At 44.9% G+C, this 16048-nt stretch carries 14 protein-coding genes; 6 read left to right on the top strand and 8 right to left on the bottom strand.

What is annotated here, in order from left to right; all coding sequences use genetic code 11:
• The first annotated feature begins 14 nt into the window (after positions 1-14).
• From ABIO93_RS32590 to ABIO93_RS32580, 3 genes are all read left to right on the top strand, one after another.
• A complete protein-coding gene (locus ABIO93_RS32590; protein ID WP_348074245.1) occupies positions 15-608 on the top strand; it encodes a sigma-70 family RNA polymerase sigma factor in 594 nt (197 codons plus the stop codon).
• On the top strand, positions 580-1809 hold the full coding sequence (locus ABIO93_RS32585) for a hypothetical protein (protein WP_348074244.1): 1230 nt from the start codon (positions 580-582) through the stop codon (positions 1807-1809). The genes ABIO93_RS32590 and ABIO93_RS32585 overlap by 29 nt, the downstream gene beginning before the upstream one ends.
• Positions 1810-1974: 165 nt before the next feature.
• Positions 1975-3201 carry a DUF1343 domain-containing protein gene (locus ABIO93_RS32580; protein WP_348074243.1) on the top strand — a complete coding sequence of 409 codons (1227 nt, stop codon included), beginning with the start codon at positions 1975-1977 and terminating at the stop codon, positions 3199-3201.
• Positions 3202-3204: 3 nt separating this feature from the next.
• Here ABIO93_RS32580 and ABIO93_RS32575 read toward each other — a convergent pair whose 3' ends face one another.
• Entirely contained in the window at positions 3205-3906 is a 702-nt protein-coding gene (locus tag ABIO93_RS32575; protein WP_348074242.1) for a LytTR family DNA-binding domain-containing protein, read from the bottom strand.
• Positions 3903-5531: a histidine kinase gene (locus tag ABIO93_RS32570; protein WP_348074241.1), complete on the bottom strand. Its 1629-nt coding sequence runs from the start codon at positions 5529-5531 to the stop codon at positions 3903-3905. Before ABIO93_RS32570 ends, ABIO93_RS32575 begins: the two co-directional genes overlap by 4 nt.
• A 148-nt stretch (positions 5532-5679) precedes the next feature.
• On the opposite strand from ABIO93_RS32570, the gene ABIO93_RS32565 reads away from it, so the two are divergent.
• A complete protein-coding gene (locus ABIO93_RS32565) occupies positions 5680-8082 on the top strand; it encodes a TonB-dependent receptor (protein WP_348074240.1) in 2403 nt (800 codons plus the stop codon).
• Between the two features lie 97 nt (positions 8083-8179).
• On the opposite strand, the gene ABIO93_RS32560 is transcribed toward ABIO93_RS32565, so the two are convergent.
• From ABIO93_RS32560 to ABIO93_RS32545, 4 genes are all read right to left on the bottom strand, one after another.
• Positions 8180-9202: an LLM class flavin-dependent oxidoreductase gene (locus tag ABIO93_RS32560; RefSeq protein WP_348074239.1), complete on the bottom strand. Its 1023-nt coding sequence runs from the start codon at positions 9200-9202 to the stop codon at positions 8180-8182.
• A gap of 148 nt (positions 9203-9350) precedes the next feature.
• On the bottom strand, positions 9351-10130 hold the full coding sequence (locus ABIO93_RS32555; protein WP_348074238.1) for a hypothetical protein: 780 nt from the start codon (positions 10128-10130) through the stop codon (positions 9351-9353).
• Positions 10131-10358: 228 nt separating this feature from the next.
• The gene (locus tag ABIO93_RS32550) at positions 10359-11192 is read right to left on the bottom strand and encodes a ferritin-like domain-containing protein (RefSeq protein ID WP_348074237.1); all 834 of its coding nucleotides are present in this window, start codon (positions 11190-11192) and stop codon (positions 10359-10361) included.
• Between the two features lie 28 nt (positions 11193-11220).
• Positions 11221-11910, bottom strand: a complete 690-nt coding sequence (locus tag ABIO93_RS32545; protein WP_348074236.1) for a ferritin-like domain-containing protein — start codon at positions 11908-11910, stop codon at positions 11221-11223.
• A 684-nt stretch (positions 11911-12594) separates the two neighbouring features.
• Here ABIO93_RS32545 and ABIO93_RS32540 point away from each other — a divergent pair.
• Entirely contained in the window at positions 12595-13239 is a 645-nt protein-coding gene (locus ABIO93_RS32540; protein ID WP_348074235.1) for a hypothetical protein, read from the top strand.
• Between the two features lie 152 nt (positions 13240-13391).
• On the opposite strand, the gene ABIO93_RS32535 is transcribed toward ABIO93_RS32540, so the two are convergent.
• Entirely contained in the window at positions 13392-13598 is a 207-nt protein-coding gene (locus tag ABIO93_RS32535) for a hypothetical protein (RefSeq protein ID WP_348074234.1), read from the bottom strand.
• A 242-nt stretch (positions 13599-13840) separates the two neighbouring features.
• On the opposite strand from ABIO93_RS32535, the gene ABIO93_RS32530 reads away from it, so the two are divergent.
• Positions 13841-14815 (top strand): cytochrome c, encoded by a 975-nt coding sequence (locus ABIO93_RS32530; protein WP_348074233.1) that lies wholly within the window; start codon positions 13841-13843, stop codon positions 14813-14815.
• Positions 14816-14885: 70 nt separating this feature from the next.
• On the opposite strand, the gene ABIO93_RS32525 is transcribed toward ABIO93_RS32530, so the two are convergent.
• The coding region (locus ABIO93_RS32525; protein ID WP_348074232.1) for a T9SS type A sorting domain-containing protein at positions 14886-16048 on the bottom strand (1163 nt) is incomplete at its 5' end.

Genomic DNA, 16048 nt, shown 5'->3' with positions numbered 1-16048 from the left:
CTGATTCCCATTTGATGCTGTTTTCTAAACGACGATACAATTCCCTAACAGAACTCGTTGAAGGTTGCCAGCGGCGCGAGCGAAAGGCACAAAATGCATTTTATGAACGCTACCAGGGCAAAATGCTCGGCATCTGCCGCAGGTATGCGCGTACGCTTTCAGAAGCGGAAGACATATTCCAGGAGGCATTCATCAAGGTTTTCAAAAAAATAGATGACCTCCACACGCCAGAGTCTGCCGACAGCTGGGTGAAATCGGTCATCATCCGCACCGCGCTAAGCTATTATGAAAGGACAACCAAAAAGGAGCTTTTGAGCGCTCAGATCGACTTGAACGTTCAGGACTGGGATTCCAGTGAATTCACTTCATGGGGGCATGTGGATATTGAATTGGTAGTAAAAGTGCTCAGCGATCTGCCGGGCGGTTACAGGACAATCATCAATCTATACCTGATTGATGGCTATAACCACACCGAGATCGCGGAAATGCTGGGCATAGAGCCCTCTACTTCCAAGTCGCAGCTGATGAGGGGCAAAAAGCTTTTAATAAAAAAATTACAGGAAATAGGGATAATTGAAGATGAACGGATCCAACCAGGAAGACTTTAAGGAACCATTGGGCGACTGGCTCAAAGAGTCCTTCGACCAGTTTGAGCTAACCCCAAGGCCATCAACCCGGAAACGGGTCTTTGCCGCGCTACCGCGCAACGGCAAAAGGCTCGTTAACACAGCATTGGGGTTGCTGGTGGCGTTATTGCTGGCGCTATACTTTGTTAAGGCTAGTAAGGAAGAGGTTGCGGTCTCTACTCATGCTGGAAAAGTTATTCATGTTGAAAAAGTTATCACCCCACGACATTTAGTTCCTGTAAAACGAATGGCAACATCCTCGTCGGAAAAAACCGCGCCTGAGCTGGCAACGGTTGCCAAACAGCCCGATCGGTCAGTTCGGGTTGCCGCTGTCCACCAAAGTTCGAAAGCTGCCAGCGGAAATGTACATAACGAAGTGGTCCCGAAGAAAAATCAGGAATCACAATCCAAATCGCAGTCACAGCCAGAGGCTGTACATGACAGTCTGTCGGCAATACCTCCCGGAACATTGCTGGCAAGTCTTCCTATTATTGCTCTCAAGCCGTTAGAGACCAGTTTACCTGTCTGGCCTAAAATCGTTGCGGATTCGAATGCACCGGCCCCCGTCCTGAAAAAAAAGGCAACGGGATGGTTTTTATCTGTCATCCCCTCACAGAATTTCCAGATGCTCTACGTTCGGTCCAATCCGCAGATGGTCATCGAAAACATCCGGTTCGCCGGGCTTTCATCCATGCAATCAAAAGGCATCAAGCTTGCGGCCGGATTTGAGCGTTGGGGATTTAAATGGTCGGCCGCTTACACCTTGCTGCAATACCGGACAAGGTTTGACATTGGTGATCAGAAAATAGAAATCGAACAAACCGGCCCTGATCAGTACAAGATCAAACGACATTATACATCCACTAATGAGATCAGCCAGGACTTGCGGTTCATCGGCTTGGGGATCGCCCGTCAGTTTAATTTTCGGGTACCGGCCCTTAGATCTTACTCTGCGGCTGCTGGTCTGGAATACACACGGTCCCTTTCCAGCGATCAGGGACTGGCCATGGTCAATGTCAGCCTCTCCCGCAAGCTGCCCGTGCAGGCACCATTTCAGATTTCCGTAGGCCCCTACGTGGAGGTGGGGATCCATGATCTCAAAATCAGGTCGATGGGATGGCATTACAGGCCCTATCAGGTAGGGTTGTCAGTGACACTTTCCGGCGCCGGAAAGAAAGAGTAGGGTGACATCTGACAAATGTGTTGCTTTCATTACCGCATTTATATGGCTACGAAGCTTTTTAGATGAACCCGTCTCCAAGCTGATCCCTTTACACATTGAAGCGGTCAAAATTTGGCTTTCTTTGCTAAAAAGAAATAAAGGTATTATATAAACCTATCTATAAAGATGAGATTCATTACCATACTTTTTTTAACGCTCCTGGCGATCAGCAATATCGAATGCAGCGCGCAAATCACATCGGCAAACCAAAGCATGCCTAACAAGCCGGGAATGATCACAGGTGCCGACCAGACTGACCAATATCTGCCTTATCTGAAAGGAAAACGAATCGGCCTGGTTGCAAATCAGAGTTCCGTCATCGGCATGAAAAGCAGCGTGGACAGTCTATTGAGCCTTGGTATTGACATTGTAAAAGTGTTTGGACCGGAGCATGGTTTTAGAGGCAATGCCAGTAATGGAGCTGTGGTGAGCAACGAGGTAGATGCTAAAACTGGCATTCCAATCATCTCTTTATACGGGAAAAATCAGAAACCAACAAGAGAACAACTGGCCGATATAGACCTGATGGTCTTTGACATTCAGGACGTAGGCTGCCGCTACTATACGAACATCAATACGCTTGAGTATGTGATGGAAGCCTGTGCAGAAAACAACAAAGAACTGCTCATTCTGGACAGGCCCAATCCTAACGCATATGTAGTAGACGGACCGGTAATGACGGATGATAAATTTAAATCTGCTATCGGGATCCATTATATACCCATGACGCATGGCATGACCATCGGTGAATTTGCACAATACCTTAACGGTGAAGGATACTTGCCAGAACAGTGCAAAATAAATATCATCAAGGTTGCAGGCTATGACCATGACATGCCCTATGTACTACCCATCAATCCCTCACCGAACTTAAATACACAGCAGGCTGTGATGCTTTTCCCGAGCTTATGCATGTTTGAAGGAACAGCTATCAATGAAGGCCGGGGAACTCATATGCCATTTACGATTTTGGGGGCACCCGCATTAAAAGGCAAGTATTCATTTTCATACAAACCGGTAAGTATTCCCGGAATGAGTGAACGGCCCAATCACAAAGACACTGTTTGTTATGGCCTTGACCTTCGTAATAATGATATTGACAAGCTTCGCAGGAGCCGCCAGATTAATTTATCGTGGCTAATTGAATTATACAATGCCTATCCCGATAAAGCTAATTTCTTCACTCCCGGCAGAGCCAATCAGGATGTATCCGCTTTTGACCTGCGCATCGGTACCGATCAATTAAGAAAACAGATCATAGCCGGCGTGTCGGAAGCGGACATCAGAAAAAGCTGGGAACCTGGATTGCAGAAGTTCAAGGCAACGCGGGCAAAATATCTGCTATATCCGTAATGCTCAGATCAATTTGTCCTTTAAATCCTTGTATCTGTATCTTCCCACAGGTAGGGTTTCTCCGGTTTTAAGCAGCAGTCCGTATCGCCCACCGGGCTGGATTAGAATACGCTCTGCCATGGCCAGCGAAACAAGATACGACCTGTGAATGCGCTCAAATGTATTGGGGAGTAACTGTTGCAGTTTTTCCAAAGATTTGTCATGCAGTTCCTGTTTGCCATTTTGAAGGTGCAATTCACTGTAAATCCCGGCTCCTTTGATGTAGTGCAGCTCGCTGATGTCAATAAGCCGGACTGTGCCCGCTTTCTTGACGGCAAGGAATTTTATCTCTCTCTCCACACCTTTCGTAATGTTTGAAATTCGTCTGAAAGCCATTTCCAATCTGGCCTGATCAAAGGGTTTTGCAACAAAATCAAGCACGCCATAATTAAAAGCAGTGATCGCCTTATCGGTATATGCGGACACGATTATGGTATGAAAAGAACCGGCTACCACCGATCCCAGCATATCAAATCCGTTTTCGCCATTCAGATTTAGATCCAGTAGCAAAAGGTCAATCGGATGATTTTCAATATAATCAAGTCCTTTTTGCAGTGAATCACAAATCTCTACCACGGACAGATTACCTTCAAAAAAACTCCGGGTGATCCGTTCCAGTCTGTTGGCAATTCTGGCTTCATCTTCGATAATGAGTACCCGCATCATTTGTTGTAAATCTTGATAGTGGATAGCCAGCCGTTAGGGGAATTTTCTGAGAAAAACTCCCAATTATCTCCATAACTTTCAGTTAGACGCGCCTGAATGTACCGAAAACCCGTTCCGCCTTTACCCTGCCTGAGCGGCGTACGGTTTTGGGCTTTTGTTTCAAAGGTATACTGGCGATATTTTTCAGTTTTCAGAAAACGCAAACAGAACCGAATGCGGCCGTCACTCATGGGCATGCTATGGGTTATACCGTTTTCCAGCAGGGTGTGTACAAGCGCGGGAGGAATGTATTCTGAGTCATCAACCTCATATTCCTCCCATTGGTAATTGATTTCCTTCCGAAACTGCATCACAGTCAAGTGGGTTTTGCAGAGTTCTATTTCTTGTCGGACCGGAATGAGTACCGATTCCGAGATCGTATTCATGATGTCAAATTCGGCCGCCAAAGCATGTATAAATTCTGCACCTTGCTTGGGGGACTCTTCTACCCAGTCGATCAGTGAAGTGAGCGTGTTCTTGATAAAATGAGGCTGAATATTCTTTTTAACCAGTTCCAGCTGCAATCTTGACGAAAGAAGCAGTGAGGAATGATATTGGTCCTCAATGGCCCTGCTGCGAATGGTATGCAGGTAAAGCATACATAGTACAATGATGGTAAAACTGATAAACAATCCGAAATCATAAACCAGATATTGATGAACAACGACGCTGGACAGTAGCCCGGCCAGTACAAGAAGCGCGCCCTTTTCTCTTTGCCAGATCGCATTGAGCACCACCATCGTAGAAGCAATCCACATCAAAATGCTGTAAAGCTGTGCGTTCCGATCAAAATGTCGGTAATTAAAAACGTAGACGACAAGCAGAGTCGTGGCTAAAATTCCCAGCAATAGCTTTTTCCATTTGAAATGAAACTGAATTGTAAAATAAAGCGGCACCAGCACAGCAATGATCATCGTCAATATACCAATGGCTTCCAGCCGGGTAAAAAATTCGGTGTATGGTATATCGATATAAAATTTGATGTATTCAAGAATCAGGAGTGTAAAGAAAAGCAGACAAATCACGGCAAAGATCAAAATGGTCAACTGCCGCTTACTGCTATTGAAATACAGAAAGAAATAATAAAGAGAAGCGATCAGAAAAGCGCCCGACATCAGGTTCATTAATGAAGTGATGATCAGCGGCTGGGTTAATAAATTTTTATAAAGGTCCATTTTCGCATAAATACCTCGCTGTTCCTTTGTCAAATAGGATTGTGAAGCCCTAAGTGCCAGCACATGTACACCGGCTCTGGACAAAGAGTCCGGTAAGCTGTAACAAGTGGCTTCGGTCCCAGGTATTTCTGCTGAGTTTTCAGTAGGAATTTTCCCATTCACCCCAATTAGTACACCGTCCCAATACACCTGAAAAGCCCCGAAAGCGTGGATCTGGACACCCGCAATTGTTACCGGGTTTTCTAAAATTTCGATACGCTGCCTGACCCAGAAAACATCGCCGGTTCCAGCTATCTGATCATGCGCCCATTTTGAGTCATCATAAATTTTATTGGCCCACAAGTTACTATCACCGTTTTGATACACTTCGGGGTAATCCTGATAAACTATACCGGATTTACAGGACACCATAACAGGCAAGATGGCTAAGAGAAAAAAGAGGCGTTGCATAAGGCAAAGGTAACAGGAAGGTAAATCAGAAAAGTGCATTTCAAAAGGATATAATGCAGTTGACATGATTTTTGATTTTGCACTGACAGCCACACGCTAAACTTGCTTCATGAAAACACGATACCATCTTTGCTTCTTTCTTTTTTTGTGCTGCCTGAGCGGTATGGCGCAACAATCTACTGTTAGTCAAACTCCGGGTTCCATTGTTGGTTTTGCAGTGGATTCACTTGCAAAAACACCGCTTCCTTTTGTCACGGTCATTGTAAAAGATCAGTCTTCTAAAATCCTTGTCGCATCGGCGACGGATGAAAATGGCTATTTTGAGCTGGCAAATACCGTTGAAGGCCAAGTAATGATCCAGCTCAGTTTTGTCGGATATAAAACGTTTTCAAAATCTTTCAAAATAACGGCCTCCTCAAAATCCGTTGACGCAGGTACTATCAAACTGCAACAGGACCTGATCCAATTGAAAGAAGTTGCAGTAAGTGGGCAAAAAGCCTCGGTAAGTCTGGAACTTGACAAGAAAATCTTTGAAGTCGGGAAGGATATTTTATCGCAGACCGGTTCTGCAACAGAACTTCTCAATGGGGTCCCCTCTGTTAGCGTGGGTCCGTCGGGCGCAATCAGTTTGCGTGGGAACAGCAACGTTTTGATTCTGATCAATGGCCGACGGAGTGGACTCACACAGGCCAACGCCCTGGAACAAGTTCCCGCCGATCAGATTGAACGCGTAGAAGTGATCACAAATCCGTCATCCAGATATGACGCGGCGGGTTCTGCCGGAATTATCAATCTTATTTTAAAGAAGAACAAAAAAGCAGGCTTTAACGGACAATTAAGGCTAGTTGGTGGCTTGCCAAACGATAACAGAATCAGCCCTAGCCTCAATTTTAAATCCGAGAAGGTGAATCTGTTCGCAACGCTTGGTATACGGTTTTCGGATTATGTCGGCCTTTATAAAACCAGTCAGTTGGCAGAAAATAACAAAGTCACTACTTTTTTAAACCAACGCCAGGATGAGAAACGCCACGATGACGGAAGACTTATATACGTCGGGGCGGATTACTTTTTAAACAGCAAGAATACGATTACAGCTGCTTTCCTCAAGAACGCGACAAATGATCATGATAAAACCTCGTTGCGCTATGCATACACCGGCCACATTAAAACAGATAGCACACTGCTTCGGCACGGGGAGTCGTGGGAGAAACGGGACTACAATCAGGCAGAATTTAACTACACAAAACTGTTTGGCCTGCCAGGTAAGAGATACACGATCGACATGCAATATGATTTCTGGAATAGCGATAAGGATTGGAATCTGGCAACCAAAAGGTTGTTTCCGACTGAGCAACAGCTTGCTGTTATCCGTACGGGCTCTATCGGTTCGAGCAAGGATTTTTTGCTGCAAACAGATTTGGTTCAGCCATTGGATAGTAATGCAGTACTGGAATTTGGTTTAAAAGCAGAGAAAAGAAATGTCACCTCTTCATTCAAGGCTGAACAGGAAATTGAGGACCGTTGGGATGTCATTGAAAATATTGACAATGAGCTGACCTATGATGAACTGATCGGAAGCGGGTATGTTCAATTGAAAAATAAATTGGGTAATCTGGCTTACCAGCTGGGAGTGCGTACTGAGTTTACCAGAATTGAAATCCGGGATCGAGCACAAATTTACAACAGGTCAAGAAATTACACCCGTTTTTTCCCAACGGTAAGCCTCACATACCAGCTCGGCGCAGGTGCAACTTTGCAGGGAAATTACAGTAAAAGGATCAACAGGCCGTCGCTTAGTCTTTTGTATCCCTTCAATGAGCTGACTGACTTTAATGCGCGTTATGTGGGCAATCCCGAGCTGAATCCTTCTTACGCAGATGTATTTGAATTTGGCTTTTTAAAAAATAGCAGTGTATTCACCTTCAACCCGTCGGTTTATTACCAAAACAATTCCGGCATCATTCAGGATTACACATTCAGAAATGAGCAGGGCATATTCATCACTTCTCCTGTTAATATTGACCGCGAAATCCGCAGCGGGTTTGAACTATCGGTTCTGTACAATCCACTGAAAAGTTTACAGGTCAATGCCGAATTAAATGCTTACAGGTTCAAACAAAAAGGTTGGTATCAGCAGCACGATTTTGATTACTCCGGCAATGCTTTAACAAGCCGTGTCAGTATGCAGCTCAAACTTGCGCATCATCTGGGTTTGCAGTTCAGATATAATTTTACCGGTGCTCAAAGCAATGCCCAAAGGCACACGGCTGCAATACATTATATTGATTTGGGATTAAGTAAAAACCTGCTAAAAAACGCGGCTACTGTTCTTTTAGATGTGACAAACCTGTTCAATCTTCGCAACTACAAGGTAACTACAACAGGAAATGACTATTTGCAAACCCAAAATAGTCGCCCTAATGGCGCCCGCTACCGATTGACATTTTTGTATCGATTGAATCTCAAAGAAAGCCAATCGGTGCGGCAGGCGCGAAGAGGAAACAGAGAGTGATTTGATAGAATATGCATCCAAAATTCACTCTTTTTTTTGATTTATATGACGCCCGACGTGTTCGTCGTATAAACCAAAAAACTTTACCCGTACCAAATCAGGACGTTAAAACATGCTCATTCTGCACACTCTTCAAAATCTCGTAGCTGTGGATACGCGCGTCAGGATCGTAGATATGGCTGGTAACCATTAGTTCATCAAGCTGCATATGTCTTTGAAAATTGGCGAGTTCGCTGCTGATTTTTTGCCTGTCGCCAATGAAGGTGTACTTCATCATTTCTCTCACGGCGGCTTCTTCGTATTCTCCCCATAGTCCGTCCATACTATCTACGGGCGCTTGCAAAGGCCGGCGTTTGCCCGTAATGATTCCCGTAGCGAGCTGGAAAAACGAGGTTGCAAGCCGCTCTGCGTCCTGGGTAGTGTCGGCGGCGATCACATTCACACAAGCCATTACATAAGGCTGCGCCAGATATTGCGACGGTCTGAAATTCCGGCGGTAGAGTTCTATCGCGGTCATGAACTGGGTAGGTGCAAAGTGGCTCGCAAATGCATAGGGCAACCCCAAATGTGCGGCTAGTCGCGCACTATCGGTACTCGATCCCAGGATCCAGATCGGTATTTCCAGCCCTTCACCGGGAATAGCACGTACCTTGGAGCTGCTGTTATCTGCTGAAAAATAGGTTTGCAATGCAATCACATCGTCCGGAAAGTCCTGGGCAGATTCCATATAGTTGCGCCTGAGTGCACGGGCTGTAACCTGATCTGTTCCTGGTGCGCGCCCGAGTCCCAGGTCAATGCGGCCTGGGTAAAGCGACGCGAGTGTACCGAACTGTTCGGCGACCACAAGGGGCGCATGATTGGGCAACATAATACCTCCGCTGCCTACGCGGATTGTTTTAGTGCCGCCGGCAATGTAGCCGATCAGAACCGAGGTGGCCGAGCTGGCGACGCTTGCCATATTGTGATGCTCGGCGAGCCAGTATCGTTTATATCCCAATTCTTCGACTCGCTGCGCGAGTCGAAGGCTGTTGTTGAATGTTGTGGCTGCAGTATTTCCCTCCGTGATCGGCGCAAGATCAAGAATGGAAAAAGGGATATCCTGAATAAGTTTGTCTGCCATGTCGATTTATAAACTGTAAGAATGCTGTAGTAAAAAGCATTTTATCAGTTTGTGAGTTCCCCGTCGGAACTTACTGACTAATCGAATACAGGGATTTTATCGTTTAAAGATCTTTAACGTCCGCGTATCAGACCGGGTTGATCCACCACTAATAGCTATACTTTATCAGTCCCGGTGTCATTGAGCACAGCAGTGGGTTGTTCACCTTGGTTTCCTGAGTAGCTAGTCTTCCTTTTTTATCGTATGTCTTTTCTATCATCGCCAGCAGTTCTGTTGAATTGGGCAGAAACTCGCCGATTTGTCTGCGGTTTCCGGAAAACTTGTGCTCAAAAATCCTGATCACATTGTCTTTCTGATCATACCATGTTTCCACATTCACAACATCATTCTTGTATCCATACTTCACGCGGCGACTCAATTCATTGTGATCATCCGTCCATTTTTGGCCGGTTTTTTTGCCTCCTTCATATTCATACTCGACCGCTCCGGTGAACACTTTTTCTTCTGGCTGATGCCTGTTGAAATAGGTCCTTTCAATTTTCAGCACACCATTCTGATACTCAAACTCGGACTCATTGTAAGCAACCCAGCCTGGCAAAAATCCATGCCTGCTGTATTGAATTTTACGGGTCATCAGGCCATTGGCATCAAAAAAATAATCGGTGTAGGATTGCATCTCCATTATTTTCGAGGCGGTCCTGGCAAAAATCTCGACTTTAATTAGTTGGCCATCTGCCCTATACGTGTATCGCTCTTCATAACTTGGATCCTTACAATTCGCATCGCTGCAAAAAGTCTTTTTGAGCATGGGGCCTTCGTCGTCATAGGCCACGTAATCTGGTTCTATACCAAAATCGGAAGGCTCACTTGACTGGCATCCCAACCAAAGCGACCCTAGGAGCAAAAGGCATAAGATTTTTCTCATCATATCAGGATTTAGCTGTGATTCTGAGACACTTAAAAACGCTTGAAGGTTGTAAAGGGTCAACTAAACCGACTGATTCGGTAAGTTTTCAGGTGCTACTAACAAGTTGAAGTTAAATAGGATGAAAGTCATGTAAGATCAGTGCTTTGAGGTAGGCCATAAAAAAAGAGGCAATACAATTGCCTCTTTTTTTATTAAATCATTTCAATTAGCCAATACGATTCCTCCAAGCTATTTCTTAAAGAATAGCATCGCAATATCGGTTGCTTCTTTCTTAGTTAAAATTTCATCAAATGCTTCTGATGCAGCTTTGAAAAGAGTGTCGCCGGTCGGAATTCCATCCAGGCCGTCCAAACCTATAATGTTGACACCACCCTGCACCACCGTTGCTTCTGAAAATTCGCCCTGGTACACAGCAGCAGGAGACCCTTCGTCATTGGTTATCCATCCTTTAATGGCAGGTTTGTTTCTGATCGCACCCAGTATCCTTCTTGAAATAGATGCATGACGCGCTTCAACCGAATGGATTTGCAAGGCAACCTGAAGATAGGGTTTATCGGCCACAGCCATCAACCTGTCCGCTTGTCCTTTGTACGCACGCACACCAGTATCTTCAAAAGCGTGCGACAAGAAAACGAAATTGTCAAAATTATGGAACGGATCATAGGCACCGCCCACAGTAAAATCAAAGGTAGGCTTTGGCTGCGCGCCCAAAGCTGCTTCCAGGTATTTTACGTGCTGGGTTTCGTGTTTTCCGATTTGGGCAAATACAGGTTTATATTTTGCATAGTCACCGACCATCAGCGAGTCTGCAACCATATTTCCCATTTTGTAATACTCGTCTTCCAGGTATTCTAAGGTCAAAGCGAACTTTAAAACATCAATGGCATCAGATGTCTGTGCGTAAGTTTTTGTCACAACAGAAGCCAGTATAGCGGGACCGGCCAGCGCAGCAACCTTGCTGCTTACTCTGTTAAAGAAATAACGACGCGATTCACGTTCTACACGCTCGTAAGCATCAGCGTCAATTTTTTCAATGACATCTAGTATATTAAAGAAATTCATGTTTTCGGATATTTAAGATGTTGGATGATTAAGATGGCAAATGGCTTCCATCGATTTTATCTTTAACAAAAGGAGCAACTGCCATCAGGACTGCCGAAGGGGGCAGCGCGCCATCCAATCCATTTATGTCGACAACATCATCACCTGCAAATAATGCAGAATTCGGCGATATCAGATCGCGTATAGCAGATGCGTGACGTGCTTCAACCGAGACAATTTTGCCAGCGATCAACAGGTAACCTGGGTTTGTGATCAGATTTCCTGCACCGTTGTAGGCAGCCACACCAGTATCTTCAAAAATCTTGGCGTATTTCAAAACGTCATCACGCTTCAAAAAATCGATGCCGGCAAAATTTGGTGTTAGGCCTTTGATGGCAGCACCGCCCAAGGCAGCTTTAAAAAACTGTCGGTGGATAACTTCGTGGTACATGATATCGGTCAGAATGGTTTTTTCTTCCATCGACATGCCCACATACGGTGTCATCATCACCTGAGTGTAGAAGGCCGCTTCAAGCTGCTCAAGAGCATAAGCATAGTTCAAAATACCAATATCCCCTGTCCCGAGATCAACAGCCTGGTCTCCAATGTTGTGATCTTCAAGGGTACATCCCATAATGAGCGCTCCTGCCGAGGCAGCAACACCGGCAGATCTTAAAAAATAACGTCGATTGACCTTGTCCAGCATAGGTCCACCATTTCCCTGTAAGAATTCTTTCATCGTTTCTTGACGTAATGTTTATAAAATTAAGATCGTTAACATGAAGGAGGTAAGATGATCTTCTAGCGCTAGAATCAGCATACATACGGTCAACAACCGTAAGCAGATGAATACAATGCTTTTTATTTTGTGTCAACGATGAAATCCAGGAAATGAAAAATTGTATATAATCAATAAATACTCCAACATTGAGCCATGATTGCTGGAATAAATCCAAGAAAAAAAAATTTATGAATTTTGTATACTTCGGATACAATCTGAACCCTCAGGTCGCCTGCACTACACTTTTGATTGATCAGCTCGCGTCAAAACGGGCAAAATAGGTTATGGAGATTGGATGAAAGCCATCAGAGCTCGTAGAAGCAAACAAGAACTGATCACCTAGTCTTCTCAAAGCTCTGACTGGCGTGGATGTATCAAGATGGTTTTCTTTCTGGCTGCTTACACTTGATGCTATTGTGATCAGAATGCTTTCCAAATAAGAAAGGTTATATCTGCATCAAATATTGGGCTTATGGTAATGCTCAAAGTTATAGCCGCAGCGCTACATAAAGTCAGCAATTCTCATCTGTGCCCTGTGGGAATCCGATTTTTTATAAATATTTATCAAATAGTGCAACGTTAGTATTAACTTTATTTGTCTCTATTTGAGGCGATGAAGCCGTTTTCTAAACTAATCATTCCATGAAGAAACTGTTATTCTCTGCATTGATTTTGTCCGCTGCATTGTTTGCCGGTTCGTGTACCGACAAAACGATCGAAAAAGAGGAAGTAGCCGCCGACGAGTTCGACAAAGAAAAGTTTTACAGTCAACTCGGTACGGTACCTTTTTACATATCGAAAGCTTACCGGGTTGTCGGACAAGACACCATCAACGTGCTGGCTGATCCGCTCATGGTTTTATACCGTGATGCTGTTTTCCTGACATTCTCGGCAGGCAGCGGGTCAAGTGGGGTAGGTTATGTACAGTTCTATGGCGGTTCTATCTGGACTAATCCACCATTTGCACCTCCTGCACGGGCTTTCTCGACAAATATGAAGTTTTCCAGGCCAACCAGCATGACATTTAACTGGGACGATACCAAGAAAACGGTTGTAATCACATCTTCGGGACCTGATGACGTATTTCACCTGGTGCCTCCTGGAAAAAGTGCCTACCTTGACACCAGCCGTTTTCATTACACTTATGACTTCGAGGCTGCCAAAGCAGGTGCAGACCAGAGTATGACCTGGGTGTATGATGATTACACCATTGTGATGAAACCAATGTACATCTTTTACAAAAGTCCGGACAGCGCGTCCTGGGACAGAGGCATTGTGGTATTTTAAGTGACGTTGCACCAACCATCCAATAAGCTCATTACTTATTGTCGCCAGTTGACATCGGTCTACTTGTCTGAATAATTTCAATATTCTGACAAAACGCTCGAAAGGTCGCTGAAATGGGTTTATTAGATGGTTGGTATTTTCTCAACAAAGGGTTACCTGCTACCAGCAGATAATTTGGTATCTTCCTTTGCGCCAGAATCTTCCTCTGGCGAAGTCTTTTTAGCATTTGCTGCTGGATCGTTGGGAAGAGGCTGCGCTTCTTCCCATCCTGCTTTTCCATTGGTGCTGTTGGGGTCGTTCTCATCAAGCTCATTTACGCCTTTTACTCCCTGCATCTCACCTTCCTTATTTTTTTTCATGACTCGCCAGATTTAAATGATTGGTATTAATCGTACAAAAACTTTCGTGCCAGAGACCCGGATTTTTTTATCCCAAGAAAGACCGATTATCGGTAATCCAAATATCCCCGAATTGTTTATATGGTTTAAAGTATTTTTCGATTTGTTATACTTTTGTTGATACACTTCATCAGGTTACCTCTGCAATCGTCTCACGATAGAATTTTCCTTGCTCATCTTACAACCCTTATTGCTCAATCAGAATGAAAAAAATTCTACGCATTCTCGGCATCCTACTGGCGACAGTGATTTTGGTGGCCATCGCTGGTATCATTTACATTAAAACTGCGCTGCCCAATGTAGGCGAAGCTCCCGAAATTTCAATTGAAAAAACACCAGAAAGAATTGAACGAGGTAAATATTTGGCCAACCATGTGACGATCTGTATGGATTGCCACAGCTCCCGGGACTGGAATTTGTATGCCGCTCCGCTAATGGAAGGTAACTTTGGTGGCGGTGGAGAGGTTTTTGGCAGGGAACTAGGCTTTCCTGGCGTGTATTACGCCAGAAATATTACCCCCTATGGGATCGGACAATGGTCGGATGGAGAAGTTTTCAGGGCGATTACCACCGGTGTCAGCAGAGATGGCAGTCCGCTCTTTTCAGTGATGCCTTACCACGGCTATGGCCAGCTCGATCAGGAAGACATTTACAGCATTATCTCCTATCTAAGGACGCTGCAACCGGTTAAGCATGATATCCCTGCGCCAGAAAAGGACTTTCCAGTCAATATTCTGATCAATACGATGCCATCAAAAGCAAATTTGCAACCCAAACCAGCAGAGACAGATGTACTCAACTCAGGCAAATATCTGGTGCTTGCAGGTGGATGCGTCGAATGTCACAGTATGAGAGAGAAGGGTAGCATTGTAGCTGGCACTGAGTTTGGTGGGGGAATGGAATTCGCCTTCCCATCTGGCCTGGTGCGGTCGGCCAATATTACACCCGATAAAAAAACCGGTATCGGCCTGTGGAGCGAGGATGCTTTCGTGAAGAGATTTAAAATGTATGCAGATTCAGCCTACGTAGCGCATAAGGTTGGCCTCAAGGAAATGAACACCACCATGCCTTGGATGATGTATGCCGATATGAAAGAAAATGATCTGAAATCCATATTCACTTATCTGCAAAGTCTGGCGCCGATCAGTCATGATGTGGTGAAGTTTGAGCCTAGGTGATAAGCTGGGGAAAACTGTAAACAAAACAAAAGCGCCCGAGTCATTCGGGCGCTTTTGTTTTGTTTACAATTTACTTCATTAATACTATTCTCTTAATCTCAATCATCTCACCCATTTGTAACCTAACCAGGTATATGCCATTAGTATTTCCACTGAGGTCAACAAATTGTTGGTGACGCTCTCCAGTTCCAGTCACTTGTTCTTCCCAGACGACCTGGCCAAGTATATTAACAACGGAGAGCTTAGCTGATTGTTTGTTAAGCGAGCTAAAAGAGACGCGTATCTTACCAGCTGTTGGATTGGGCGAAACCGCTAATGAAGATTTGATACTTTCTACCTTAAACTGATGGTCATCACTTGCTGGCGTTAAAACTTCCACAGGCACACCGATCCTGGCAGCTGTGGCGCAAGTAATGGTTTTGGGGGAACTGTTCAAGATCTTACTACTACCCTTTACCCGCATACTCAAAACATGCGCTTTACCATCCTTCAAGGCGGCGGGTAAGGTGAAATAAAACCCATAATTGCCAGTTCCGAATCCCGCATTCTTCACGGTGGCCTTGTAAATATTGGCCAGCGCTGTCGCGTGAACCGTGGTGCCTTCTATCAGCTCTACCGTTAAAGCAGAGTTTGGAGCGTTCTTGTCCCAGGCCCAACCCGCTATTACGTCACAACTTGCTAATTCAAAATTGCCAAAGTATTCGTTTGATATACAGGTAACGGAACGAGGCGAGCTCCATAACAATGTAGTAGTTCCTTTCACACGGGCGCTCAACTGATGCGCTACACCATCCTTCAGGGCGGTAGGTAAAGCCATTGTAAAGCTATAGTTCCCTGTCCCGTAACCCGCAGTCTTCAGGGATTCCCGGTAAACATTGGCCAATACTGTGCCATATACAGTGCTGCCTTCAAATAGCTCGACAGTCACAGCATTATTGGGAAAATTTTTGTCCCAAGCCCAGCCACTCACCGTATTACAGTCTGCTACATCCAAATTGCCCTGGTATTGATTTACACCACAAGTGATGGTTTTAGGGGAACTGTTCAAGATAGTAGTGCTACCCTGAACCCGCATACTCAAAACATGCGCTTTACCATCCTTCAGTGCGGCAGGCAAGGCAAAATAAAACCCATAATTGCCCGTTCCAAATCCTGCATTCTTAACAGTTTCCTTATAGATATTGGCCAGCGCTGTCGCGTGAACCGTGGTGCCTTCTATCAGCTCTACCGTTA

The organism is Dyadobacter sp. (genome assembly GCF_039919315.1).
Taxonomy (GTDB): Bacteria; Bacteroidota; Bacteroidia; order Cytophagales; family Spirosomataceae; genus Dyadobacter.
Note: the sequence above shows the minus strand (reverse complement) of the source record. Positions and strands in the feature narration are given on the sequence as shown.

Excerpts from the sequence above, each read along its gene's own strand:
- ABIO93_RS32550 (WP_348074237.1), bottom strand. The coding sequence starts at position 11,192 with ATGAATTTCTTTAATATACTAGATGTCATTGAAAAAATTGACGCTGAT.
- ABIO93_RS32570 (WP_348074241.1), bottom strand. The coding sequence starts at position 5,531 with ATGGTGTCCTGTAAATCCGGTATAGTTTATCAGGATTACCCCGAAGTG.
- ABIO93_RS32575 (WP_348074242.1), bottom strand. The coding sequence starts at position 3,906 with ATGATGCGGGTACTCATTATCGAAGATGAAGCCAGAATTGCCAACAGA.
- ABIO93_RS32540 (WP_348074235.1), top strand. The coding sequence starts at position 12,595 with ATGAAGAAACTGTTATTCTCTGCATTGATTTTGTCCGCTGCATTGTTT.
- ABIO93_RS32590 (WP_348074245.1), top strand. The coding sequence starts at position 15 with ATGCTGTTTTCTAAACGACGATACAATTCCCTAACAGAACTCGTTGAA.
- ABIO93_RS32585 (WP_348074244.1), top strand. The coding sequence starts at position 580 with ATGAACGGATCCAACCAGGAAGACTTTAAGGAACCATTGGGCGACTGG.
- ABIO93_RS32560 (WP_348074239.1), bottom strand. The coding sequence starts at position 9,202 with ATGGCAGACAAACTTATTCAGGATATCCCTTTTTCCATTCTTGATCTT.
- ABIO93_RS32565 (WP_348074240.1), top strand. The coding sequence starts at position 5,680 with ATGAAAACACGATACCATCTTTGCTTCTTTCTTTTTTTGTGCTGCCTG.
- ABIO93_RS32545 (WP_348074236.1), bottom strand. The coding sequence starts at position 11,910 with ATGAAAGAATTCTTACAGGGAAATGGTGGACCTATGCTGGACAAGGTC.
- ABIO93_RS32535 (WP_348074234.1), bottom strand. The coding sequence starts at position 13,598 with ATGAAAAAAAATAAGGAAGGTGAGATGCAGGGAGTAAAAGGCGTAAAT.
- ABIO93_RS32580 (WP_348074243.1), top strand. The coding sequence starts at position 1,975 with ATGAGATTCATTACCATACTTTTTTTAACGCTCCTGGCGATCAGCAAT.
- ABIO93_RS32530 (WP_348074233.1), top strand. The coding sequence starts at position 13,841 with ATGAAAAAAATTCTACGCATTCTCGGCATCCTACTGGCGACAGTGATT.
- ABIO93_RS32555 (WP_348074238.1), bottom strand. The coding sequence starts at position 10,130 with ATGATGAGAAAAATCTTATGCCTTTTGCTCCTAGGGTCGCTTTGGTTG.